We start from the raw sequence: 22172 nt of genomic DNA on the forward strand, positions 1-22172 counted from the left end.
AACCTCCGTGTAGCGACCACATACCGAGACGGGGTTGCGCACGCGCGGGGCCGGGGCGTTGCATCGCGCCGTGCAATCCGAACAGACGATCCCCACCCCTGCCGACGACGCGGGCACCGCCGACAAGGCGGCCCGCCGTGCCGTCACCGTCTTCCCCGTCCTCGTCCTGGCCGCGGGCGCCCTCGGCCTCCTCGTGCCGGACGTCTTCGAGGGCTGGGGGACGAACGTCCCGTACCTGCTCGGCGTGGTGATGTTCTGCATGGGTCTGACCATGACCCCGCTGGACTTCCAGGGCGTGGTCAAGCGGCCCTGGGCCGTCGCGCTCGGACTCGTCGCGCACTACGTGATCATGCCGGGGCTCGGCTGGCTGATCGCCCACGCGCTCGGCCTCTCACCGCAGTTGGCGGCCGGTGTGATCCTGGTGGGCTGCGCGCCGAGCGGCACCGCGTCCAACGTCGTCACCTATCTGGCGCGCGGCGACGTGGCGCTCTCCGTGTCGGTCGCCACCGTCTCGACCGTCCTCGCGCCGCTGATCACACCGCCGCTGACGCTGCTGCTCGCGGGCGAGTACCTGCCGGTGGACGCGGGCTCGATGGTGACGGACATCCTCAAGACCGTCCTGCTGCCGGTCATCGCGGGCCTTGTCGTACGCCTGCTCTTCGGGCGGTACGTCGACCGGGTGCTCGGCGCGCTGCCGTGGCTGTCGGCGCTGACCATCGCCGCCATCGTGGCGATCGTCGTCGCGGGCAGTGCCGCGGCCATCAAGTCGGCCGCGGCACTGGTGTTCCTCGCGGTGTTCCTCCACAACGGGCTCGGCCTCGCGCTCGGTTACGGCGCGGGCAGGCTGGCGCGGCTCGGCCCGCCGGCCTCGCGGGCCATGGCCTTCGAGGTCGGCATGCAGAACTCGGGCCTCGCGGCGTCCCTTGCCACGGCCCACTTCAGTCCCCTGGCCGCGTTGCCCTCGGCGGTGTTCTCGGTGTGGCACAACGTGTCGGGAGCGGTGGTGGCGGCGTGGATGGCGAGAAAATCGAGCCCGTCGAGGGGGCACCGCCCTGCTCCTTAAGAGCTTGGGGGAGATTGAGGACGAACTCGGCGAAGCCGGTGATCGACGGCGCTCGAGGTCCGGGGGCCAGACTCAGTGGTCGTTCGAGGCCAGGCGCAGCAAGTGGTCCGCCAGTGCCTGACCCCCCGCCGGCTCCCTGCTGATCAGCATCAGCGTGTCGTCGCCCGCGATCGTGCCGAGGATGTCGTGCAGCTCGGCCTGGTCGATGGCCGATGCCAGGAACTGGGCGGCGCCCGGCGGGGTGCGCAGGACGACGAGGTTCGCCGAGGCCTCCGCGGAGATCAGCAGCTCCGCGGAGAGACGCCGCATCCGCTCCTCCTTGGCCGACTCCCCCAGCGGCGCGCGCGGGGTGCGGAAACCGCCCTCGCTCGGCACCGCGTAGATGAGGTCGCCCTCGGCGTTGCGGATCTTCACCGCGTTCAGCTCGTCCAGGTCCCGGGAGAGCGTCGCCTGCGTGACGGTCAGGCCGTCGTCGGCGAGCAGCTTCGCCAGCTGGCTCTGGGAGCGCACCGGTTGCCGGTTGAGGATGTCCACGATCCGGCGGTGGCGTGCGGTGCGGGTCTGCGGCACGGCGGGACCCGCGTGGTCGCCGTGCTCGTTGCCTTGCGCCTGGCTCATCGTCGTCTCAATCTCCGGATCATTCGTCCCCGTCGGCTTCAAGAGCCTTGTCCAGGATGCCGGGCAACGCGTGGAGGAAGGCGTCCACCTCGTCGTCGCGCACGTTCAGCGGGGGCATCAGCCGTACGACATCGGGGGCGGGCGCGTTCACCAGGAAGCCGGCGTCCTGAGCCGCCTGCTGCGCCCGGGGCGCGAGCGGCTCGGTGAGCACGATACCCAGCAGCAGGCCCGAGCCCCTGACATGCCCTACGAGCGGGTGTCCCAGTGACTCGATTCCGTCGCGCAGCTTTCCGCCCGCCCGCTTGGTGTTCTCCAGGAGGCCCTCGGCCTCGATGGTGTCCAGGACGGCGATGCCCGCGGCGCACGCGACGGGGTTCCCGCCGAACGTCGTGCCGTGGTGACCGGGCCTGAAGAGCTCGGCCGCCGCGCCGAAGGCGACGGTCGCGCCGAGCGGGAGCCCGCCGCCCAGACCCTTCGCGAGCGTGACGACGTCCGGCTCGACGCCGTCGTGCGCGAGGTACTCGAACCAGTGGCCGGTGCGGCCGATTCCGGTCTGCACCTCGTCGAGGACGAGCAGCGTGCCGGTGGCCGCGGTGATCTCGCGGGCCGCCTTGAGATAGCCCGCGGGCGGCACGACGACGCCGTTCTCGCCCTGGACCGGCTCGATGATCACGAGGGCGGTCTCGGTGGTGACGGCCGCGCGCAGGGCCTCGACGTCGCCGTACGGGACGTGGGTGACGTCGCCGGGCAGCGGCAGGAACGGCTCCTGCTTGCCGGGCTGTCCGGTGAGGGCGAGCGCCCCCATGGTCCGGCCGTGGAAGCCGCCGTCGGTGGCGACCATGTGCGATCGTCCGGTCAGCCGGCCGAGCTTGAAGGCACCCTCGTTGGCCTCGGCGCCGGAGTTGCAGAAGTACACCCGGCCCGCGCGCCCGAAGAGCCGCAGCAGCTTCTCGGCGAGCACGACGGGCGGCTCGGCGACGAAGAGGTTCGAGACGTGGCCGAGCGAGCCGATCTGCGCGCTCACCGCCTCGACGACCGCCGGGTGGGCGTGGCCGAGGGCGTTGACCGCGATGCCGCCGACGAAGTCGACGTACTCCTTGCCGTCGGCGTCCCACAGCCTGGTGCCCGCGCCGCGCACGAGGGGGAGCCTCGGCGTGCCGTAGTTGTCCATGAGCGCGCCCTGCCAGCGGGCGGTCAGCTCCTGGTTGCTCATGACTCCCCCTCCTCGTCGGGCACGACCATCGTGCCGATTCCTTCGTCGGTGAAGATCTCCAGCAGGATCGAGTGCTGGACGCGGCCGTCGATCACGCGGGCCGTCTCGACGCCGTTGCGCACGGCGTGCAGGCAGCCCTCCATCTTGGGGACCATGCCGCTGGCCAGCTCGGGCAGGAGCTTCTCCAGCTCCTTCGCGGTGAGCCTGCTGATGACCTCGTCGGAGTTCGGCCAGTCCTCGTAGAGGCCCTCGACGTCGGTGAGGACCATCAACGTCTCGGCACCAAGCGCCGCAGCGAGTGCCGAAGCCGCCGTATCAGCATTGACGTTGTAGACATGTCCGTCGTCCTGGGATCGGGCGATCGAGGAGACGACCGGGATGCGGCCGTCGGCGAGCAGCGCCTCGATGGCGCCGGTGTCGATCTCGGTGATCTCGCCGACCCGGCCGATGTCGACCAGTTCGCCCTCGATGCGGGGCTGGTGCTTGGTGGCGGTGATGGTGTGCGCGTCCTCGCCGGTGAGGCCGACGGCGAGCGGTCCGTGCTGGTTCAGGAGGCCGACGAGCTCGCGCTGCACCTGTCCGGCGAGCACCATGCGTACGACGTCCATGGCGTCCTCGGTGGTGACGCGCAGGCCCGCCTTGAACTCGCTGACGATGCCGTGCCGCTCGAGGGCCTTGCTGATCTGCGGCCCGCCGCCGTGCACCACCACGGGCCTGAGGCCCGCGTGGTGCAGGAAGACGACGTCCTGGGCGAAGGCGGCCTTCAGCTCCTCGTCGACCATGGCGTTGCCGCCGAACTTGATGACGACGGTCTTGCCGTGGTGCCGGGTGAGCCAGGGCAGCGCCTCGATGAGGATCTGCGCCTTGGGGAGCGCGGTGTGCTTGCGGGCGGTGGGCTGACTGCCGGGGTCCTTCCCCGTGTCGTCGCTCATGACGAGTACGCGCTGTTCTCGTGGACGTAGTCGGCGGTGAGGTCGTTGGTCCAGATCGTCGCGGTCTCGGCGCCCGCCGCGAGGTCGGCGCTGATGACGACCTCGCGGTAGCGCATGTCGACGAGCTCGCGGTCCTCGCCGACCGAGCCGTTCCTGCAGACCCAGACACCGTTGATGGCGACGTTCAGCTGGTTCGGGTCGAAGACCGCGGAGGTCGTGCCGATCGCGGAGAGCACCCGGCCCCAGTTGGGGTCCTCGCCGTGCAGGGCGCACTTGAGGAGGTTGTTGCGGGCGATGGACCGGCCGACCTCGACGGCGTCGGCCTCGCTCGCGGCGTTCACGACCTCCACCTTGATGTCCTTGCTCGCGCCCTCCGCGTCGCCGATGAGCTGCCGTCCGAGGTCGTCGCAGACCTCGCGGACGGCCTCGGCGAACTCGGCGTACTCCGGGGTGACTTCGGCCGCGCCCGAGGCGAGGAGCAGCACCGTGTCGTTGGTGGACATGCAGCCGTCGGAGTCGACGCGGTCGAAGGTGAGCCGGGTGGCGTCGCGCAGCGCCTTGTCCAGGACGTCGGCGCCGAGGTCGGCGTCGGTGGTCAGGACCACGAGCATGGTGGCGAGGCCGGGGGCGAGCATGCCCGCGCCCTTGGCCATGCCGCCGACCGTCCAGCCGTCCTTGGTGACGACGGACGTCTTGTGCACGCTGTCGGTGGTCTTGATGGCGATGGCGGCCTTCTCGCCGCCGTGCGCGGAGAGTTCGCCCGCGGCCTTCTCGACCCCCGGCAGGAGCTTGTCCATCGGGAGCGTCACGCCGATGAGTCCGGTCGACGCGACGGCGACCTCGCCCGCGTTGAGGGAGAGGACGTCGGCCACCTTCTCGGCGGTGGCGTGCGTGTCCTGGAAGCCCTTGGGCCCCGTACAGGCGTTGGCGCCGCCGGAGTTGAGGACGACGGCGGAGACGAGACCGCCCTTGAGGACCTGCTCCGACCACAGGACGGGGGCGGCCTTGACGCGGTTGGAGGTGAAGACGCCCGCGGCGGCAAGGCGCGGCCCGGTGTTGACCACGAGGGCCAGGTCCGGGTTGCCGTTCTCCTTGATCCCGGCGGCGATGCCCGCGGCCGTGAATCCCTTGGCTGCCGTCACACTCACGGCGCGACTCCGATCGTAGAGAGCCCGGTGGCCTCGTCGAGGCCGAGGGCGATGTTCATGCTCTGCAGGGCGCCGCCGGCGGTGCCCTTGGTCAGGTTGTCGATGGCGCTGATCACGATCACGCGGCCGGCCGCCTCGTCGCAGGCGACCTGGACGTGCGCGGCGTTCGAGCCGTACACGGCGGCGGTGTTCGGCCACTGCCCCTCGGGGAGCAGGTGCACGAACGGTTCGTCGGCGAAGGCCTTCTCGTACACGGCCCGCGCGGACTCGGCGGTGACGCCGTCCTTCGCCTTCGCGCTGCAGGTGGCGAGGATGCCGCGGGGCATCGGGGCCAGGGTCGGCGTGAAGGAGACGGTGACGGGGGCGCCCGCGGCCGCGCTCAGGTTCTGGATCATCTCGGGGGTGTGCCGGTGCACGCCGCCCACTCCGTACGGGGACATGTTCCCCATGACCTCGGAGCCCAGGAGGTGGGGCTTGGCGGCCTTGCCCGCGCCGGAGGTGCCGGACGCGGCGACGATCACCGCGTCGGTCTCGACGAGGTCCGCGGCGTACGCGGGGAAGAGGGCGAGCGAGACGGCGGTAGGGTAGCAACCGGGCACCGCGATGCGCTTGGCCCCCGCCAACGCGGCGCGTGCGCCCGGGAGTTCGGGCAGGCCGTAGGGCCAGGTACCCGCGTGCGGGCTCCCGTAGAACTTCTCCCAGTCCCCCGCGTCCTTCAGCCGGAAGTCGGCGCCCATGTCGACGACGAGGACGTCGGGGCCGAGCTGGTCGGCGACGGCGGCGGACTGCCCGTGGGGCAGGGCGAGGAAGACGACATCGTGGCCCGCGAGGACCTCGGCGGTGGTCGGCGCCAGGACGCGGTCGGCGAGCGGAAGGAGATGCGGCTGCAGCGCACCCAGGCGCTGGCCCGCGTTCGTGTTGCCGGTCAGGGCGCCGATCTCCACCTCGGGGTGGACGAGCAACAGGCGCAGCAGCTCGCCGCCCGCATACCCGCTCGCTCCTGCCACTGCTGCGCGTACCGCCATGGAACCCTCCTCTTGGATGGCATGACTATACGCGGAGCCGCAGTTTTATGCAATGCCGTCATCGGCCTGCTGCCGTGGGCGGGGATGCCGTGCGCGGACGCGGGCCCGGCCAGCTCAGAGGAAGATCATGACCATGGTGACGAACCGGCCGCACACCGCGCTCCCCCTGCCGCTTTCTCGGGCCGCCTTCTCGGGCCGCCTCGACCTCACCACGTCCCCGACGGTCTCGGCGCGGGGCCGCGGAGCGCCGCACGCGTCATCGGTCAGGATTGGAGAAGCACAGGTCAGGGAGATGTCCCTAGCATTCAAGGCATGGACATCACCATTCACACGAGCGTTCTTCCCCATGTCGACCCGGACGCCTCCCTGGCCTTCTACCGGGACGTGCTCGGCTTCGAGGTCCGCAGCGACGTCGGGCAGGGAACGATGCGCTGGATCACGGTCGGCCCCGCAGGCCAGCCCAGCACGTCCATCCTCCTGGCACCGCCCGCCGTCGACCCCGGGGTCACCGAGGCCGAGCGCCGCACCATCAGCGAGATGATGGCCAAGGGCACCTACGGCTGGATCCTGCTGGCCACCCCGGACCTCGACGACACCTTCGCGAAGGTGCGGGCAGGCGACGCGGAGGTCGTCCAGGACCCGACCGACCAGCCGTACGGCATCCGCGACTGCGCCTTCCGCGATCCCGCGGGCAACCTGATCCGCATCCAGGAACTCCGCTGACGAAGGAGGCTGCCATGTGTCACCCCGCCTGGGGCCGCGCACGTGCCGAGGCACAGCGCCTGAACGGCCCGGACGACCCGGACGACCCGAGTGACGAGAAGACGTCTGACGAAGTGAGCGAGGAGAGCCCGGCGGTCGGGACACCGGCCTGAAGCGGCCGGGCGAATCGGCGCGCGACGCACGGCGCACGGCGCAGGTGAAGGCGGCCGGAGCGCGTGGAAGGCCGCGGCCGGAGCGGATGGCCTCCACGGCCGCCTCGGGCGGGTGGAGACGGCGCGACAGCCGGTCGTGCCGACGGGGCGGCCGCTCCTTCGGTACGCCGGGGGGGACGGCCCGGCGGCCCACCGGTACGGCGTGACCCACGCGCCGCGGGTCGACGCGCCGGCCCTCGCGAGAACTAGTCCGCACAGCCGGTCCGGGTGGCGGGCGGCACCGCCGGTCTGGCCCGCCCCGAGGAGCGGGAGCTCCCCGGGCGGCTGCTGACCGGCGTCCTCGAGGCGTGGGCGCTGCTCGCGGTCGCGGCGTGCGTACATCTGGCCGCGGTGATCGCGGGGGCGGCGATGTCGGCGTCACTCGTCCGACGGACGAGGTCGGGACCTGGACCGGGACCGGAACCGGAACCGGAACCAGGATCGGGGGCGGGACCGGAGTCGGGACCCGTCAGTCGCGCGGGGCGTCCGACGTCCGCTCGCGCTGCTTCGCCTGCTTCTCCGCCTGCTTCTCCTTGATGCGGACCGCCTCCTTGCGGACCTCGGCCTGCGTGGCGCGCTCCTCGCGCAGCCAGCCCGGCAGCTCCTGCTTCAGCGCTTCGATCTGCTCCGTGGTGAGCGGCTCCGTGACCCCGCCGCGGGCGAGGCCCGCGATGGAGACGCCGAGCTTCGCCGCGACCACCGGGCGGGGGTGCGGGCCGTTGCGGCGCAGCTCCTGGAGCCACTCGGGCGGGTCGGCCTGCAGCGCGTTCAGCTCGCTGCGCGAGACGACGCCCTCCTGGAACTCGGCGGGCGTGGCCTGGAGGTACACACCCAGCTTCTTCGCCGCGGTCGCGGGCTTCATGGTCTGGGTGGTCTGGTGCGACGTCATGTGTCAAGGGTATCGAGCATGTGCGCGACCTCCGACCACGACCGGTAGCCTGGCGAGGTGACAGGCTCGGAAGTAACCCCTTCGTTCCGGCTCGCCTACGTCCCGGGGGTGACGCCCACCAAGTGGGTGCGGATCTGGAACGAGCGGCTGCCCGACGTCCCGCTGACCCTCCTCCAGGTCTCCGCCGCCGAGGCACCCGAGGTGCTGCGCGGCGGCGGCGCCGACGCCGGATTCGTGCGACTGCCCTTCGACCGTACGGATCTCAGCGCGATCCCCCTCTACACCGAGACGACCGTCGTCGTGATCCCCAAGGACCACGCCGCGGCGGCCGTCGACGAGGTGTCCCCCGAGGACCTCGCCGACGAGGTGGTCTTCCACCCCCTGGACGACACCCTCGGATGGGAGCGGCCCCCCGGCCTGGCCGCGTACGAGCGCCCCGCCACCACCGCGGACGCCGTCGAGCTGGTCGCCGCGGGCGTGGGTCTGCTCGTCGTCCCGCAGTCGCTCGCCCGCCTCCACCACCGCAAGGACCTCACCTACCGCCCGCTGACGGACGTCCCCGAGTCGCGCGTCGCCCTGTCGTGGCCCGAGGCCGAGACCACCCCCGACCTGGTCGAGGACTTCATCGGCATCGTCCGCGGCCGGACGGTCAACAGCTCGCGCGGCCGCACGCAGCCCACGTCCCAGGGCGCGGCCAAGGCTCCGGCGAAGGCGACCCAGCAGAAGCGGAAGCCCGCCGCGGGCAAGTCCTCGGCGGGCAAGTCCTCGGCGGGCAGGTCCGGCGGCAAGGGGCAGCGCGGCGGCACCGCACGTGCCAAGCCCGCCAAGCGCGGGAAGCCCCGCCGCCGGTCGTAGTCGACCCGTCGCCGGGCGCAGCCGTCGCGGCGTAACGCCTCCGCACGGGCAAGGCATTGCGTACGTAACTGAAAAGCCTGCCCGGTGCGTTACATTCGCCGCGTGCTCCCTCACCGCAACGACTGGTCGACCCCGCAGTCCGTGTCGGCCGTCGCCCGGCGCACCGCCGACCTCGTCAACGTCCTGAGCGGCGAGGAGGCCCGGCCCGACACCGTGGCCGCCCTGCTGCGCGAGTACGGCGGGACCGGCTTCGTCCAGGTGTCCGACCGCGATCTCGCCGAGCTGCGCGCCGCCGCCCTGCGGCTGCGCGAGGTGTTCGCCGCCGACCACGTGGACGCCGCGGCCGCCGCCCTGAACGGTCTCCTGGCGCGCGGCACCGGCGCACTGAGGCTCACCTCCCACGGGGGCGCCGCCCCCTGGCACCCGCATCTGGACGGCGCCGACGACGCCCCCTGGGGCGAGTGGTTCCTCGCCGCGGCGTGCATGGCACTGACCGTCCTCGTCTGGGACACACAGCGCGCCCCCGGCGGCATCTGCGCCTCGCCGTGCTGCCCGAACGTCTACCTCGCCCAGGGCAGTGGCGCCGCCCGCCGCTACTGCTCACGGCGCTGCGCCACCCGCGAGCGGGTCGCCGCGCACCGCCGCGCGGCACGGGCAGCGGGCGCATAGGCGCCGGGCGGGCGGTCAGCCGTCGGCCGCCCGCGGCACCACCAGGCCCGATTCGTACGCCGCCACCACCGCCTGTGTCCGGTCCCGCAGGCCCAGCTTGCCGAGGACGCGGCTCACATGGGTCTTCACGGTCTCCTCGCCGACGTGCAGCCGGGCGGCGATCTCCGGGTTGGAGAGGCCTTCCGCGATCAGCCGGAGCACCTCGGTCTCGCGGGGTGTCAGCGCGTCCACACGGGGCGCAGGACGTGCGGAACGGGCGGGTCTGATGCGGGCGAACTCGGCGATGAGCCGGCGCGTGACCGTCGGCGCGAGCAACCCCTCACCCGCGGCGACCACGCGGACCGCGTCGAAGAGGTGCTCCGCGGTCACGTCCTTGAGCAGGAATCCCGCCGCCCCCGCCCCCAGCGCGTCGTACACGTGCTCGTCGAGGTCGAAGGTGGTGAGGATGAGGACGCGGGTGTCCGTCCCCGCCAGGCGCTCGGTCGCCTCGATGCCGTCCATCACCGGCATGCGCACATCCATCAGGACCAGGTCGGGCCGCAGCTCCCGGCAGACGCGGACCGCCTCCGCGCCGTCCGGCGCGGTGCCGACGACGGTGAAGTCGGGCTGGGTGGCGAGCAGTCCGGCGTAGCCGACGCGGACGACCTCGTGGTCGTCGGCGATGACGATCCGCAGCGGTGGGGCGGCCTCGCGGGGCGGGGTGCTCATGCGGCCTGCTCTCGTGGCGGGGCGGGGAAGGTCGCCTCGATCAGGAAGCCGCCACCGCGCGCCGGACCCGCCCGCAGTGCGCCGCCCGCCGTGGCGGCGCGCTCCCGCATGCCGAGCAGTCCGTGCCCGCCGCCGTGCCCCGCGCAGCTGTGCGGACTCGGCCCGTTGTCGCGCACGCGCAGGCGCAACGCGTCGTCCCCGTAACGGAGTTCGACGTCGACGGCGGCACCCGGCGCGTGCCGCCGGGTGTTGGTGAGGGCTTCCTGGACGATGCGGTACGCGGTGAGTTCCACGCCCGGGTCCAGGGGCCGCATCGGCCCCTCGACGATCAGGCGCAGCGCGCGGCCGGACGCGTCGCGTGCCTCGTCGACGAGGTCGGCGAGCTGCTCGATGCCCGGCTGCGGGCGGCGGTCGGGCACGGCGTCGTGACCTGCGTCCTCGCGCAGCACGCCGAGCAGCCTGCGCATCTCGGTGAGCGCGGTGCGGGCGGTGTCGCCGATGGCCAGGAAGCGCTCGGCACCGGCCGGGGGCAGCCCCGGGGTGGTGAGCCGCGCGGTCTCCGCCTGGACGGCGATCATCGAGATGTGGTGGGCGACCACGTCGTGCAACTCCCTCGCGATCCTGGCCCGTTCGCCGCGGGCCGCGTGTGCGAGCAGGGTGTCGGCGATGGCCCGCTCGGTGGCGCTGTGGGCGAGCGCAGTGTCCCTGGCCCTGCGGGCGAGCCCGGTGCCGGACGCCGCCGCGGCGCACGCGGCGATCAGCGCGGCGAGAAGGCGGGACCTGGTGCCGGTGCCCTCCGGCGCGGTGACCGCGTACACGACGAACGGCAGCGGGAGCAGCGCGGCGAGGGCCTTCGGGCCCCGGCGCCCCGCCCGGTGCAGGGCGTAGAGGAGCGCGCCGAACCCGGCGGCGGTCAGGACGTGGAAGGGCGTGAGCGACAGGAGTCCGGCGCCGCCCGCGGTCAGCGCCGCCGCGCCCACGATCCGTTCGCCGCGCGGCGAACGCTGCGGGGCGGCGAGGAACGCGACCGGCGCCGTCGCGCCCAGCGCGAGGGACAGCGTCAGCGGGAGCGGGATGCGGCCGTCCGCGCGCAACAGGACCTCCCCGACGGCGGCCAGCGCGAGCAGCGCGGCGGCCACGACCGGGCCCTCGGGAAATCCCCCGGCCCGCCCTCGAAGCAGGCCACGCAAGGGAGTTGTCGGCTTCACGGGTGCCATTGTCACCGTCGCGGGGCGCGGCGGAGTCCCTCGCGTGAGGGATACGAAGAGCCCTCCGGTGCGTGACGACCCGCGCCGTCGGCGCCCCTAGCCTCCCTTCGTACGAGATGCCGCACGGCAGGGCGACGGGGAGGGAACGGACGCATGGAAGCGACGATCGAGGTGCGCGAGCTGCGCAAACGGTTCGGGGCCGTCACGGCGGTGGACGGGCTCTCCTTCCGCGTCGAACCGGGGCGGGTGACAGGGTTCGTCGGGCCCAACGGCGCGGGCAAGTCCACGACGCTGCGGATCCTGCTCGGTCTGGACACGGCCGACGAGGGCGTCGCGCTGATCGGCGGGCGCCCCTACCAGGCGCTGCGCACCCCGCTGTTGGAGGTCGGCGCGCTGCTGGACGCGGCCGCCGTGCACCCCAGCAGGCGCGGGCGCGACCATCTGCTGTGGATGGCGCACTCGCACCGGATTCCGGCGCGGCGCGTGGACGAGGTGCTCGACCTGGTGGGCCTGGGCGCGGCCGCGCGGCGCCGGGCGGGCGGCTACTCGCTCGGCATGCGGCAGCGCCTCGGCATCGCGGCGGCGCTGCTCGGCGATCCGCCGGTGCTGCTGTTCGACGAGCCCGTCAACGGCCTCGACCCGGAGGGGATCCAGTGGATCCGCGGGTTCCTCGGGGCGCTGGCAGCCGAGGGGCGGACCGTGCTGGTCTCCAGCCACCTGATGGGCGAACTGGAGGACACCGCGGACCACTTGGTCGTCATCGGGCGGGGCCGCGTCGTCGCCGACACGAGCGTACGGGAGCTGCTGGCCGCCGCGTCGGGCGACCGCGTCGAGGTCCGCACCGGCGAGCGCGCCAGGGCCATGGCGGTCCTGACGGCAGCGGGCGCGAGCGTCGCGGCCACCGGCCGCGACACGCTCACCGTCGCGCGGCTCGACGCGGAGCGCGTCGTGGCGCTGCTCGGCGGAGCGGGCGTGGCGTTCTCCGGGATCGCCGCGCACCGGGCGACGCTGGAGGAGGCGTACATGGAACTCACCAGGGACACGGTGCAGTTCGCGGCGGACACGGGGGCCGGGAGCGCCGCGGGTCCGGTGGGTGGAGGCCCCGTCGGCGCGGCGACCGCGGACACCACCACTGCCCCGACTGACGGCACCACCACTGCCGCGACCGACAGCACCACAGGCACGGCGACCGCAGACACCACCGCCCCGGCGGACGAAGGCACCCTCGGCGGCACAGCCACGAGCGCCGCCGACGCCGTCGCCGAAAGCGCAGTCGACGCCAGGGCCGGAGGCTGCGTCGGTGACGCTGTGGTCGGCAAGCCTGCCGAAGGCGTCTCCCGACCCGCCGAGGGCGGTGCCCGATGAGTACCCTCACGCCCACGCCCCGCCGTACCTGCGCCGTGCCGGTCGGGCGTGACGGCTTCCCGCAGCTCCTGCACGCCGAGTGGACCAAGCTGCGTACGGTGCGCCGCTGGTGGTTCACGCTGCTCGGCGCGGTCCTGGTGACCGTGCTCATCTCCCTTTTCTCCGCGGTCAGTTCGACGGCGGAGACCACGAGGGGCAGCGGCCCGACCGGACCCACCGGGGCCGACGGGCAGCCCGTGCGGGACGGCTTCTCCTTCGCGCACCGCACGCTCACCGGCGACGGCAGCGTCACGGCCCGCGTGAGCGTGCCCGCGGCCGAGGGTTCCGGCGGGACGCCCGAGTGGGCCAAGGCGGGCGTCATGGTCAAGGAGAGCACCCGGCCGGGGGCGGACTACGCCGCGCTGATGCTCACCGCGCGCCACGGTGTGCGTCTGCAGAGCGAGTTCACCCGCGACGTGGCGGGCTCCGAGGCCTCCCCCGGCGACACCCGCTGGCTGCGGCTGACCCGCGAGGGCCCGCTCGTCACCGGGTACGAGTCCACCGACGGGCGGGACTGGACGAAGGTCGGCACGGTCGACCTGGACGGCACGGACGAGGCCGGTGACTCCGGCGGCTCGCCGCACGCGGTGGCGGCCGGGTTCTTCGTGACCTCCCCCGACATCCAGTCCCGTGAGCGGGAGTTCGGCAACGCGTCCATCGACCAGCGCCCCTCGGCCTCCAGCGCCCGCTTCGACCACGTACGACTCGACGGCCGTGCGGCACCGGCCGCCTGGCGGCACACGGACATCGGCGGCGACCCCCGGCGTGAGGCGGGCGCGCTGCGACGGGCCGGGGACGGCTACACCCTCAGCGGCTCCGGCGACATCGGCCCCGCGCCGCCGCCCAACGACCTCGCCGTGATGGCCCTGGACGGCGCCCAGCTGGGCCTGGTCCTGATCGCCGCGCTGGGCGTGCTCTTCGTCACCGCCGAGTACCGGCGGGGCATGATCCGCACCACCTTCGCCCTCAGCCCGCGGCGCGGCCGGGTCCTCGTCGCCAAGGCCGTGGTGATCGGCGCGGTCGCGTTCGCCGCGGGTCTTGTCGCGACGTTCGGCTCGTACCTGCTCAGCGCGCCCGAGCTGCGGGGCGACGGCAAGCCGCCGCTGTTCGGGGACATCTCCCTCGCCGACGGGCCGATGCTGCGCGCCGTGATCGGTACCGCCGCCGTGCTCGCTTTGATCGCCGTGCTCGCCCTGGGGCTCGGGGCGCTGCTGCGCAGCACGGCCGCCGCGATCACCCTGGTCGTCGTCATCTTCGTACTGCCGCTGATCCTGCTCAGCACACTGCCGCTGGACCTCGCCCACGCGGTCCAACGCCTCACGCCCGTGGCCGGGTTCGCGATCCAGGGCACCCTGCCGCGCTACGACCAGGTGGCGACCGTCTGCCTGCCCGAGGAGGGCTGCTATCCGCAGGCCCCCTGGACCGGCCTCGCGACCCTCGCCGCGTACGCCGTCGTGGTGCTCGGCGCCGCGGTGTGGCGGCTGCGCGGGAGGGACGTGTGACCGGCAGCCGGTGGCTCGCCACCCTGCACGCCGAGTGGACCAAGCTCCGTACGCTGACCAGCACTTGGTGGCTGCTGCTCGCCGTGGCGGCGCTGACCGTCGCGGCGGGCGCGATCACCACGGCGGCGCTGTCCGCCGGGGACTGCCCGGTGCCCGCCGAGTGCCACGAGGACACCGTCGAGCTGAGCCTCACGGGCGTCTGGGTCGGGCAGGGCGCCGTCGTCGTCCTCGCGGTCCTCGCGATGAGCGGCGAGTACGGCACGGGCACCATCCGTACGACGCTGACGGCGCAGCCGGGGCGACTGCGGGTGCTCGCCGCCAAGGCCGCGGTGGTGGGCGCGCTGACGGTGGCCGCGGGCGCCGTGGGGGTGTTCGGATCGCTGCTCGTGGGGCGGGAGCTGCTGGCGGCCGACGGGTTCCCGTTACCGCGCCTGCTGGCAGAACCGACGCTGCGCGCCGCCCTGGGCTCGGTCCTCTATCTGGCCCTGGCCGCCCTGGTCGGGCTCGGCACGGCGACCGCCCTGCGCGACACTGCGGCCGCGACGACCTCGGCCCTGGCCCTCTTCTACGGTCTGCCGGTGCTCTCGGGGCTCCTCGCGGACCCCGACTGGCGGGAGCGGGCCGAGGAGTTGACCCCGTCGACGGCCGGCCTCGCGATCCAGGCGACGACGGGTCTGGACCGGCTGCCGATCGGACCGTGGGCGGGGATCGGGGTGCTCGGCGGGTATGCGGCGGGGGCACTCCTCGTGGGCGCGCTGGTGCTGAGGTCACGGGACGCCTGACGTCCCGACAGACGGGAGGGGGCCTCCCGCCGCACCGGCGGGAGGCCCCCTTCACCCATGGGTCCGTGACGTCAGCCCAGGATCGACAGCGCCTGGTTGAGCGTCGCCGACGGGCGCATGACCGCGGAGGCCTTGGCCACGTCGGGCTGGTAGTAGCCGCCGATGTCGGCCGGGGAGCCCTGCACCGCGATCAGCTCGTCGACGATGGTCTGCTCCTGCTCGCCCAGCGTCTTGGCCAGGGCCGTGAAGGCCTCGGCGAGCTGCGCGTCGTCGGTCTGCTTGGCCAGCTCCTGCGCCCAGTACAGGGCGAGGTAGAAGTGGCTGCCGCGGTTGTCGATGCCGCCGAGGCGACGCGACGGCGACTTGTTCTCGTTCAGGAACGTGCCGGTGGCGCGGTCCAGGGTGTCGGCGAGCACCTGGGCGCGCGCGTTGCCCGTCTTCGTGGCGAGGTGCTCGAAGCTGACCGCGAGGGCGAGGAACTCACCCAGGCTGTCCCAGCGCAGGTAGTTCTCCTTGACCAGCTGCTGGACGTGCTTCGGGGCGGAGCCGCCGGCGCCCGTCTCGAAGAGGCCGCCGCCGTTCATCAGCGGGACGACCGACAGCATCTTGGCGCTGGTGCCCAGCTCCAGGATCGGGAACAGGTCGGTGAGGTAGTCACGCAGGACGTTGCCCGTGACGGAGATGGTGTTGAGGCCCTCGCGGATGCGCTCCACCGACAGCTTGGTGGCGTCGACCGGGGCGAGGATCTTGATGTCCAGGCCGTCGGTGTCGAACTCCGGCAGGTACGCCTTGACCTTGGCGATCAGGTTGGCGTCGTGCGCGCGGGTCTCGTCCAGCCAGAACACGGCCGGGTCGCCGGTGGCGCGGGCGCGCGAGACGGCCAGCTTCACCCAGTCCTTGATCGGGGCGTCCTTGGTCTGGCAGGCGCGGAAGATGTCGCCCTCGGAGACCGTCTGCTCGATGAGGACGTTGCCCTCGGCGTCGGTCACGCGGACCGTACCGGTGGCGGGGATCTCGAAGGTCTTGTCGTGGGAGCCGTACTCCTCGGCCTTCTGCGCCATCAGGCCGACGTTCGGGACGGAGCCCATGGTGGCCGGGTCGTAGGCGCCGTTGGCACGGCAGTCGTCGATGACGACCTGGTAGACGCCCGCGTAGGAGGAGTCGGGGATGACGGCGAGGGTGTCGGCCTCGGCGCCCTCCTTGTTCCACATGTGACCCGAGGTGCGGATCATGGCCGGCATCGAGGCGTCGACGATGACGTCGGACGGCACGTGCAGGTTGGTGATGCCCTTGTCGGAGTCGACCATGGCGAGCTCGGGGCCCTCGGCCAGCTCGGACTCGAAGGACGCCTTGATCTCGGCGCCGTTCGCCAGGGCCTCCAGGCCCTTGTAGATGCCGCCGAGGCCGTCGTTCGGGGTCAGGCCCGCGGCCGCGAGGTCGGCGCCGAAGGCCGCGAAGGTCTTCGGGAAGAAGGCGCGCACGACGTGGCCGAAGATGATCGGGTCGGAGACCTTCATCATCGTGGCCTTGAGGTGCACGGAGTAGAGGACACCCTCGGCCTTGGCGCGGGCGACCTGCTCCTTGAGGAACTCGCGCAGAGCGGCGACGCGCATGACGGAGGCGTCCACGACCTCGCCCGCGATGACCGGTACGGACTCGCGCAGGACGGTGGCGGAGCCGTCGTCGCCGAACAGCTCGATCTTGAGGGCGCCGGCCTTCTCGATCACGACGGACTTCTCCGTCGAGCGGAAGTCGTTCTCGCCCATGGTGGCGACGTTGGTCTTGGAGTCGGCCGTCCAGGCACCCATGCGGTGCGGGTGGGCCTTGGCGTAGTTCTTGACCGACGCGGGGGCGCGGCGGTCGGAGTTGCCCTCGCGCAGGACCGGGTTGACGGCGCTGCCCTTGACCTTGTCGTAGCGGGCGCGGATGTCGCGCTCCTCGTCGGTCTTCGGGTCGTCCGGGTAGTCGGGGAGCGCGTAGCCCTGCGCCTGCAGCTCGGCGACGGCGGCCTTGAGCTGCGGGATCGAGGCCGAGATGTTCGGCAGCTTGATGATGTTCGCTTCGGGCGTCTTGGCCAGCTCGCCGAGCTCGGCGAGGGCGTCGTTGATCCGCTGGCCCTCCTCGAGACGCTCCGGGAAGCTCGCGATGATCCGGCCCGCGAGCGAGATGTCACGGGTCTCCACGCTGACCCCGGCCGTCGAGGCGTAGGCCTGGACCACCGGCAAGAACGAATGGGTCGCCAGGGCCGGGGCCTCGTCAGTGTGGGTGTAGATGATGGTCGAGTCAGTCACCGGGTGCTCCGCTCCGCGTCTGCAACATTGCTCGACATCAAGATATCTCCTACCTCCCCCCGTCCGGACAGGGCCCTCGGGGTCCCGATCCGCATAGACACTGTCTACGCGATGTAGTAGACAGTGTCTACGGCACATACGAGCCACACACGACGGGGACAGGACATGACGGAACAGGACGCCGGGCTGCGGGCCCGGCTGGTGGACGTCGGCGTGGAGCTGGTGGCCACGCACGGGGTGCAGGCGCTGACACTCCGGGAGATCGCCCGCAGGGCGGGGGTCTCGCACGGGGCGCCCCGCAGGCACTTCCCCACGCATGTGGCGCTGCTGTCCGCCATCGCGCGACGGGGCTTCGACGACCTGGGCGCCCAGACGCGGAAGGTCGTGGGCGAGGGAAGCCCGCGTACGCAGCTGAAGGCGCTGAGCCGCGCGTACCTCGCCTTCGCGGCGGCCCACCGCGGCATGTTCGAGCTGATGTTCCGCCACGACCTGCTGGAGAGCAACGAACTCGGCCTGCGGGAGACCAGCCTGCCGCTGTTCGACGTGCTGGTCGGCCTGGTCGCCGAGGCGCGGCCGTCCTCCGGGGCGGGGGCACGGGTCGTCGCGGGCGCGCTCTGGGCGAACCTGCACGGCATCGCGCAGCTGTGGGGCTGGGGCAGTCTGCGGCTCGCCTCGGGGGCGGACGACGTGGAGGCGCTGCTGGACGCGGCCCTTGAGGCGCACCTCGGGCCGGAGGGTTCGTGAGGACGAAGGCCGCCCCCCGGACCCGGCACCAGGGACTCACCCTCGCCTGCAGCGTGGTCGGGGCCATGACCGTCGCCCTGGACGGCACGGTGCTGACCGTCGCCCAGCCGTCCCTGCGGCGCGACCTGGAGGCCTCGTTCGCGCAGGTGCAGTGGACCAGCACCGGCTATCTGATCGCCGTGGCGAGCCTGCTGGTCTTCGCGGGGCGGCTCGGCGACCGGTACGGCCACCGGCGGCTTTTCGCCATCGGGACGCTCGGCTTCGCGGCGGCGTCCGCGGGGGTGGGCTGCGCGTCCGGGGTCGGCTGGGTGATCGCGCTGCGCGTGGCCCAGGGGATCTTCGGGGCGCTGCTGCAGCCCGCGACGCTGGGGATGCTGCGGGCGGCGTTCCCGCCGGACCGGCTCGGCATGCCGATCGCGCTGCGGACGAGCGCGATCGGGCTCGCGGCGGCGGCAGGACCCGTGCTCGGCGGGGCGCTCGCCACGCATCTGGGCTGGCGTTCCGTCTTCTTCCTGAGCGTGCTGCCGTCGCTCGCGACAGGACTGGTGGCGCTGGCGGTCCGCCTGCCGACGCCACCGCGCGAGGCGCCCGCGCCCGGCCTCGACCTGCCGGGCGCGGGCCTGCTGGCGGTGACCCTCGCCTGCCTGGTCCACGCCCTGGTCACCATGCCCGAATCCCTGCCTGCGGCCGTCCCGGGATTCCTCACGGCCGCGGTCGCCTGCGCCGCGTTCCTCGCACACGAGAGACGTGCGACGAGCCCGCTCATACCGCCCCGGCTGGTTGCCTCGGCGGCGGTCGCGCCCGCCCTCCTGATCCTGACAACGGCGTCCGCGGCGATGTTCGGGGCACTGTTCATCGCGACGTACTTCCTCCAGGACGTCCTGGCTCTCGACCCCCTCCAGTGCGCGCTGAGGGCACTGCCGCTCGCCGTGGCGATGGTGGTGGCGGCGCCGTTGTCGGCGGTCGTGCTGCGCAGGCAGGGCCCGCGCAGGACGATCACGGCGGCGATGACGTCGCTCACCCTGGGCATACTGCTCCTCTCCCGCCTCGACCCGAACGCGTCCTCCCTCACGGCCGCCACCGGATTCCTTCTCCTGGGCGCGGGGTTCGGCACGGTGATGGTGGCGGCGACGACGGTCGTCGTACGGCACGCCCCGGTGACGGACGCGGGAGTGGCGGGCGGCCTCCAGCAGACGGCCCTGAACGTGGGCCCGGCCCTGGGCACAGCCGCGGCCACCACCATGACGACGATGCTGACCACACCCGAGCCCCGCGGGACGACCACCGCGTTCGTCACGGCAGTGCCCCCGGCCCTGACAGCGCTCGCGGCGTTGGCGGCGCTGGGCACACTGACGGCAGCACGCCTCCCCGCCCGGACGCTCACGCGCCCGTAGCCGCGTACGCGCGTGAGGGCACGCCCCGGCCGTCAGCCCAACGCCCGGTCCACGACCCGCATCATGGCCCGCCCCTGCGCCTCGTTCGCCCCCGCGTCGTCGAGCCGCAGGGTGAACGCCGCGCTCGACACCGACGTGGCGCCGTCCGCGGTCACCCCCGACTCGCAGACGCACCCGAGGCTCGTGCCCCCGTGGAACCAGACACCGTCCTCACGACCCGCGACGGGGCGCCAGGCGATGCCCATTCCATAGCGGACTCCCTCGGCAGGGACCCAGTCCCGTACCGGCACGGTCGTCTTCATCGCCGCCAGCTCGGCGGGCCGCAGCAGACGCCCCGAGAACAGGGCGCGCAGGAAGACCCCGTGGTCACGCGCCGTCGAGACGAGACACCCGTCCGCGCCTCCGCCGAAGCCGAGGGTGGTCTCCGTGGGCCCGGTCGACTTCGGGAAGTACGTGTAACCGAGGGCCGTCGGCTGCGGTACGTAGGGCGAGGTCCCCGGCGTGAACGTGCCCCGCAGCCCGAGCGGCTCGATGATCCGCTCGTGGACCTCCTGGGCCCAGGGCCGCCCGGTGACCGCCTCGACGATCATCCCGGCGACGACGTAGTTGGTGTTGGAGTATCCCCAGCGCCGCTCCCCCGCCGGATCGTCGGCGTCGGGCAGCCACTGTGGCGCCCTGCCCAGCGCCGCCGCCAGCTGTTCCCGCGGCGTCTGCGAGCGGAAGCGGTTGCGGCGGTAGGCCTCGGGGGTGAAGTCGCCGCTGTCCGCGGTGAGGTAGTCGGCCAGGCCGCTGGTCTGCCGCAGCAGGTTGGTGACGGTGATCCGGCGGCCGTCGTTGCCGTGGCCGCGGATCGCGCCGGGCAGCCACCGCTCGACCCTGTCGGTGAGCTTCAGCCGTCCCTCGCCCACGAGTTGGAGGACGACGGTGGCGGTGAACGTCTTGGTGTCGCTGCCGATGCGGTAGTACGCGTCCCAGGGGACGGGGTCCTTCCCCGCGAGGTCGGCGACGCCCGCGCGGGCCCGCAGGCGGCCGCCCGCACCGCCCACCTCGGCGACGACACCGCTCACGCCGGTGGCGAGGACCGCGTCGACGTCGCTCTGGAGCCGCCGGGAAGGAGCACGGGCCGCGGCGAGGGCGCGGGTCGTGGCCGATGCGGGGGTCGCGGCGGACGTGGCTCCCGCCAGGGCCGCCGCCACGGTGGCGGCGAGCCCCGCCCGCCTGCTGATCGAGGTCATCGGTCGCCCTCCGGCTTCGCGCAGGTGAGGTCGGCGGCGGGCAGCTTCCCGTCGCGCAGATAGGAGTTGACGGCACGGTCGGCGCAGGGCACGGGCGTGAGGCCGTCGTTGCCGCGCCCGTACACGCCGTGCGAGCGGATGTCCGCCGTCAGCAGGCGCGATCCGGTGAGCCTGCGGTGCAGGGCGAGGGCGCCTTCGTAGGGGACGTTGTTGTCGTGGCGGGCCTGGAGCATCAGGACGGGCACGTCGTTGCCGATCCTCGTGCCGGGCTCGCGGGGCTCGCTCCCCCAGAACGCGCACGGGGCGATCATGCCGTTGACGTACGGCCCGAAGACCGGCTGCGTGGCGCGGCTGCTCCGCATGTTCTTCCAGTACGTCGCCGGGTTCTCGGGCCAGCCGCCGGCGGGCCATCCCCCGTCCCCGCACATGAAGATCGCGCCGCCCACCATGCTGCTCTCCAGCTCGGGCGAGGAGAGGAGTTCGAGGAGACCGGCGAGCGCGGGCCCCGGCTCGAACGCCTCGCCCGCCGCCGCCTTCTTCAAGTCGGCCACGACAGAGGCCAGTTGCGGGTCGTTCTCCTCGTGCTGGACGAGCTGCTTGAAGATCAGCCGCAGGAGCGGGGCGTTGAGCCGCTGCCCCTTCACCGGGATCGGATGCCGCTCGGCCCTTTCGAGCAACGCCAGGACGTCCGACCGCACTTGACCGACGAGCGCACCCTCCGCCGGCTCGCCGGAGCGCTGGAACAGCTCGTACTGGGTGGCGGCGGGATCGGTCGAGGAGTCCAGGACGACGCGGTCGGCGCGGCGCGGGAACAGCTGGGTGTAGACGGCGCCCAGGTCGGCTCCGTACGAGATGCCGTAGTAGGAGAGCTTGCGTTCGCCGAGCGCGGCGCGGATGGCGTCCATGTCGCGGGCGACGTTGCGGGTCGAGGCGTGCGGGAGCAACGCGGCGTTGTCGCCGTGCTCCTGGCACCGGCGGGCGGTCTCGCGTGCGGCACGCACCTGGTGCTCGAAGTCCGCGCGCGGCGTGGTCGTCTCGGCGGGCGGGACGGGGCGCGGGGCCTTGCCGCAGGTGACGGGGGTGCTCTCGCCGAGGAAGCGGGGGTCGAAGCCGATCAGGTCGTAGCGGTCCGCCACGTCCTTCAACGCGGGCCTCAGGGCAAGGGTGTTGGCCAGTCCGGTGCCGCCGGGGCCGCCCGGGTTGGAGAGCAGGATGCCGCGCCGCTCGCCCGGCGACTTCGCCTTGATGCGGGAGACGGCGATCTGGATCGTGCGGCCGCCGGGGTCGGCGTAGTCGAGCGGCACGGTCACCTTCGCGCACTGCGCGCCCGCCTCGTTCAGCTCCTTCTGGTCGGCGGAGCAGCGCCCCCAACTCACTTTCTGCCCTTGGCTCGTGGGAGTGCCGGGCAGCCCCGCGGCGGCCACTGTGCCCGCGAGCAGCCCGACGAGGCCCAGGCCCGCGGTGACTGCTGTGACGACGCGCATCGTGCTCCTTGGATCGGCGTGGTTCGAGTGGTTCACGTGGTTCGAGTGCCCGGCCCGGCCGTCTGCCGTCCGGCCCAGGAAGTCGATCACCACG

General features: G+C 73.0%; 20 protein-coding genes and 1 pseudogene. 10 read left to right on the forward strand and 11 right to left on the reverse strand.

Annotated elements, in window-relative coordinates:
* Positions 1 to 70 precede the first annotated feature (70 nt).
* Complete coding sequence (locus ACZ4D5_RS24820) at positions 71 to 1063, forward strand: bile acid:sodium symporter family protein (RefSeq protein WP_467774591.1); 993 nt, start codon at positions 71 to 73, stop codon at positions 1061 to 1063.
* A 72-nt stretch (positions 1064 to 1135) separates the two neighbouring features.
* On the opposite strand, the gene ACZ4D5_RS24825 is transcribed toward ACZ4D5_RS24820, so the two are convergent.
* The 5 genes from ACZ4D5_RS24825 to argC are packed head-to-tail and all read right to left on the reverse strand — an operon-like array spanning position 1136 to position 5999.
* Positions 1136 to 1681 carry an arginine repressor gene (locus ACZ4D5_RS24825; RefSeq protein ID WP_362327786.1) on the reverse strand — a complete coding sequence of 182 codons (546 nt, stop codon included), beginning with the start codon at positions 1679 to 1681 and terminating at the stop codon, positions 1136 to 1138.
* A gap of 19 nt (positions 1682 to 1700) precedes the next feature.
* Entirely contained in the window at positions 1701 to 2894 is a 1194-nt protein-coding gene (locus ACZ4D5_RS24830) for an acetylornithine transaminase (protein ID WP_467774592.1), read from the reverse strand.
* The gene (gene argB, locus ACZ4D5_RS24835) at positions 2891 to 3826 is read right to left on the reverse strand and encodes an acetylglutamate kinase (protein WP_467774593.1); all 936 of its coding nucleotides are present in this window, start codon (positions 3824 to 3826) and stop codon (positions 2891 to 2893) included. Before argB ends, ACZ4D5_RS24830 begins: the two co-directional genes overlap by 4 nt.
* Positions 3823 to 4974 carry a bifunctional glutamate N-acetyltransferase/amino-acid acetyltransferase ArgJ gene (gene argJ, locus ACZ4D5_RS24840; protein ID WP_467774594.1) on the reverse strand — a complete coding sequence of 384 codons (1152 nt, stop codon included), beginning with the start codon at positions 4972 to 4974 and terminating at the stop codon, positions 3823 to 3825. Before argJ ends, argB begins: the two co-directional genes overlap by 4 nt.
* The gene (argC, locus tag ACZ4D5_RS24845; RefSeq protein ID WP_467774595.1) at positions 4971 to 5999 is read right to left on the reverse strand and encodes an N-acetyl-gamma-glutamyl-phosphate reductase; all 1029 of its coding nucleotides are present in this window, start codon (positions 5997 to 5999) and stop codon (positions 4971 to 4973) included. The genes argJ and argC overlap by 4 nt, the downstream gene beginning before the upstream one ends.
* A 312-nt stretch (positions 6000 to 6311) precedes the next feature.
* Here argC and ACZ4D5_RS24850 point away from each other — a divergent pair, with 312 nt between their 5' ends.
* Positions 6312 to 6722: a VOC family protein gene (locus tag ACZ4D5_RS24850; protein ID WP_467774596.1), complete on the forward strand. Its 411-nt coding sequence runs from the start codon at positions 6312 to 6314 to the stop codon at positions 6720 to 6722.
* Positions 6723 to 6736: 14 nt separating this feature from the next.
* Entirely contained in the window at positions 6737 to 6874 is a 138-nt protein-coding gene (locus tag ACZ4D5_RS24855; RefSeq protein ID WP_467774597.1) for a hypothetical protein, read from the forward strand.
* Between the two features lie 508 nt (positions 6875 to 7382).
* On the opposite strand, the gene ACZ4D5_RS24860 is transcribed toward ACZ4D5_RS24855, so the two are convergent.
* The gene (locus tag ACZ4D5_RS24860; protein WP_467774598.1) at positions 7383 to 7802 is read right to left on the reverse strand and encodes a DUF5997 family protein; all 420 of its coding nucleotides are present in this window, start codon (positions 7800 to 7802) and stop codon (positions 7383 to 7385) included.
* Between the two features lie 57 nt (positions 7803 to 7859).
* Here ACZ4D5_RS24860 and ACZ4D5_RS24865 point away from each other — a divergent pair, with 57 nt between their 5' ends.
* Both ACZ4D5_RS24865 and ACZ4D5_RS24870 read left to right on the forward strand, forming a co-directional pair.
* Positions 7860 to 8657, forward strand: coding sequence for a LysR family substrate-binding domain-containing protein (locus ACZ4D5_RS24865; RefSeq protein WP_467774599.1), 798 nt, complete (start codon positions 7860 to 7862; stop codon positions 8655 to 8657).
* Between the two features lie 102 nt (positions 8658 to 8759).
* Positions 8760 to 9326, forward strand: a complete 567-nt coding sequence (locus ACZ4D5_RS24870) for a CGNR zinc finger domain-containing protein (protein WP_467774600.1) — start codon at positions 8760 to 8762, stop codon at positions 9324 to 9326.
* Positions 9327 to 9341: 15 nt separating this feature from the next.
* Here ACZ4D5_RS24870 and ACZ4D5_RS24875 read toward each other — a convergent pair whose 3' ends face one another.
* Both ACZ4D5_RS24875 and ACZ4D5_RS24880 read right to left on the reverse strand, forming a co-directional pair.
* A complete protein-coding gene (locus ACZ4D5_RS24875) occupies positions 9342 to 10034 on the reverse strand; it encodes a response regulator (RefSeq protein ID WP_467774601.1) in 693 nt (230 codons plus the stop codon).
* Entirely contained in the window at positions 10031 to 11251 is a 1221-nt protein-coding gene (locus ACZ4D5_RS24880; protein WP_467774602.1) for a sensor histidine kinase, read from the reverse strand. The genes ACZ4D5_RS24875 and ACZ4D5_RS24880 overlap by 4 nt, the downstream gene beginning before the upstream one ends.
* A 144-nt stretch (positions 11252 to 11395) precedes the next feature.
* Here ACZ4D5_RS24880 and ACZ4D5_RS24885 point away from each other — a divergent pair.
* The 3 genes and pseudogenes from ACZ4D5_RS24885 to ACZ4D5_RS24895 form a co-directional block, all read left to right on the forward strand.
* Positions 11396 to 12301, forward strand: a pseudogene (locus ACZ4D5_RS24885) (ABC transporter ATP-binding protein); the annotation flags it as partial.
* Positions 12302 to 12603: 302 nt separating this feature from the next.
* Positions 12604 to 14148, forward strand: coding sequence for an ABC transporter permease subunit (locus ACZ4D5_RS24890; protein WP_467774603.1), 1545 nt, complete (start codon positions 12604 to 12606; stop codon positions 14146 to 14148).
* Entirely contained in the window at positions 14145 to 14930 is a 786-nt protein-coding gene (locus ACZ4D5_RS24895) for an ABC transporter permease (RefSeq protein ID WP_467774604.1), read from the forward strand. Before ACZ4D5_RS24890 ends, ACZ4D5_RS24895 begins: the two co-directional genes overlap by 4 nt.
* Positions 14931 to 15001: 71 nt before the next feature.
* Here the strand turns inward: ACZ4D5_RS24895 and ACZ4D5_RS24900 are convergent, their stop codons facing one another.
* On the reverse strand, positions 15002 to 17221 hold the full coding sequence (locus tag ACZ4D5_RS24900; protein ID WP_467774605.1) for an NADP-dependent isocitrate dehydrogenase: 2220 nt from the start codon (positions 17219 to 17221) through the stop codon (positions 15002 to 15004).
* A gap of 165 nt (positions 17222 to 17386) precedes the next feature.
* On the opposite strand from ACZ4D5_RS24900, the gene ACZ4D5_RS24905 reads away from it, so the two are divergent.
* Together ACZ4D5_RS24905 and ACZ4D5_RS24910 are read left to right on the forward strand one after the other, a co-directional pair.
* Positions 17387 to 17965, forward strand: a complete 579-nt coding sequence (locus tag ACZ4D5_RS24905) for a TetR/AcrR family transcriptional regulator (protein WP_467774606.1) — start codon at positions 17387 to 17389, stop codon at positions 17963 to 17965.
* Between the two features lie 65 nt (positions 17966 to 18030).
* On the forward strand, positions 18031 to 19359 hold the full coding sequence (locus ACZ4D5_RS24910) for an MFS transporter (RefSeq protein ID WP_467774886.1): 1329 nt from the start codon (positions 18031 to 18033) through the stop codon (positions 19357 to 19359).
* A 32-nt stretch (positions 19360 to 19391) separates the two neighbouring features.
* Here the strand turns inward: ACZ4D5_RS24910 and ACZ4D5_RS24915 are convergent, their stop codons facing one another.
* Both ACZ4D5_RS24915 and ACZ4D5_RS24920 read right to left on the reverse strand, forming a co-directional pair.
* Positions 19392 to 20594, reverse strand: coding sequence for a serine hydrolase domain-containing protein (locus ACZ4D5_RS24915; protein WP_467774607.1), 1203 nt, complete (start codon positions 20592 to 20594; stop codon positions 19392 to 19394).
* On the reverse strand, positions 20591 to 22078 hold the full coding sequence (locus ACZ4D5_RS24920; RefSeq protein WP_467774608.1) for an alpha/beta hydrolase: 1488 nt from the start codon (positions 22076 to 22078) through the stop codon (positions 20591 to 20593). Before ACZ4D5_RS24920 ends, ACZ4D5_RS24915 begins: the two co-directional genes overlap by 4 nt.
* Positions 22079 to 22172 lie beyond the last annotated feature (94 nt).

This window comes from Streptomyces sp. NPDC025651 (assembly GCF_055558735.1).

Coding starts and splice junctions, on each gene's coding strand:
- ACZ4D5_RS24825 (WP_362327786.1), bottom strand. CDS start 1,681: ATGAGCCAGGCGCAAGGCAACGAGCACGGCGACCACGCGGGTCCCGCC.
- ACZ4D5_RS24830 (WP_467774592.1), bottom strand. CDS start 2,894: ATGAGCAACCAGGAGCTGACCGCCCGCTGGCAGGGCGCGCTCATGGAC.
- argB (WP_467774593.1), bottom strand. CDS start 3,826: ATGAGCGACGACACGGGGAAGGACCCCGGCAGTCAGCCCACCGCCCGC.
- argC (WP_467774595.1), bottom strand. CDS start 5,999: ATGGCGGTACGCGCAGCAGTGGCAGGAGCGAGCGGGTATGCGGGCGGC.
- ACZ4D5_RS24850 (WP_467774596.1), top strand. CDS start 6,312: ATGGACATCACCATTCACACGAGCGTTCTTCCCCATGTCGACCCGGAC.
- ACZ4D5_RS24855 (WP_467774597.1), top strand. CDS start 6,737: ATGTGTCACCCCGCCTGGGGCCGCGCACGTGCCGAGGCACAGCGCCTG.
- ACZ4D5_RS24860 (WP_467774598.1), bottom strand. CDS start 7,802: ATGACGTCGCACCAGACCACCCAGACCATGAAGCCCGCGACCGCGGCG.
- ACZ4D5_RS24875 (WP_467774601.1), bottom strand. CDS start 10,034: ATGAGCACCCCGCCCCGCGAGGCCGCCCCACCGCTGCGGATCGTCATC.
- ACZ4D5_RS24880 (WP_467774602.1), bottom strand. CDS start 11,251: ATGGCACCCGTGAAGCCGACAACTCCCTTGCGTGGCCTGCTTCGAGGG.
- ACZ4D5_RS24890 (WP_467774603.1), top strand. CDS start 12,604: ATGAGTACCCTCACGCCCACGCCCCGCCGTACCTGCGCCGTGCCGGTC.
- ACZ4D5_RS24905 (WP_467774606.1), top strand. CDS start 17,387: ATGACGGAACAGGACGCCGGGCTGCGGGCCCGGCTGGTGGACGTCGGC.
- ACZ4D5_RS24910 (WP_467774886.1), top strand. CDS start 18,031: ATGACCGTCGCCCTGGACGGCACGGTGCTGACCGTCGCCCAGCCGTCC.
- ACZ4D5_RS24915 (WP_467774607.1), bottom strand. CDS start 20,594: ATGACCTCGATCAGCAGGCGGGCGGGGCTCGCCGCCACCGTGGCGGCG.
- ACZ4D5_RS24920 (WP_467774608.1), bottom strand. CDS start 22,078: ATGCGCGTCGTCACAGCAGTCACCGCGGGCCTGGGCCTCGTCGGGCTG.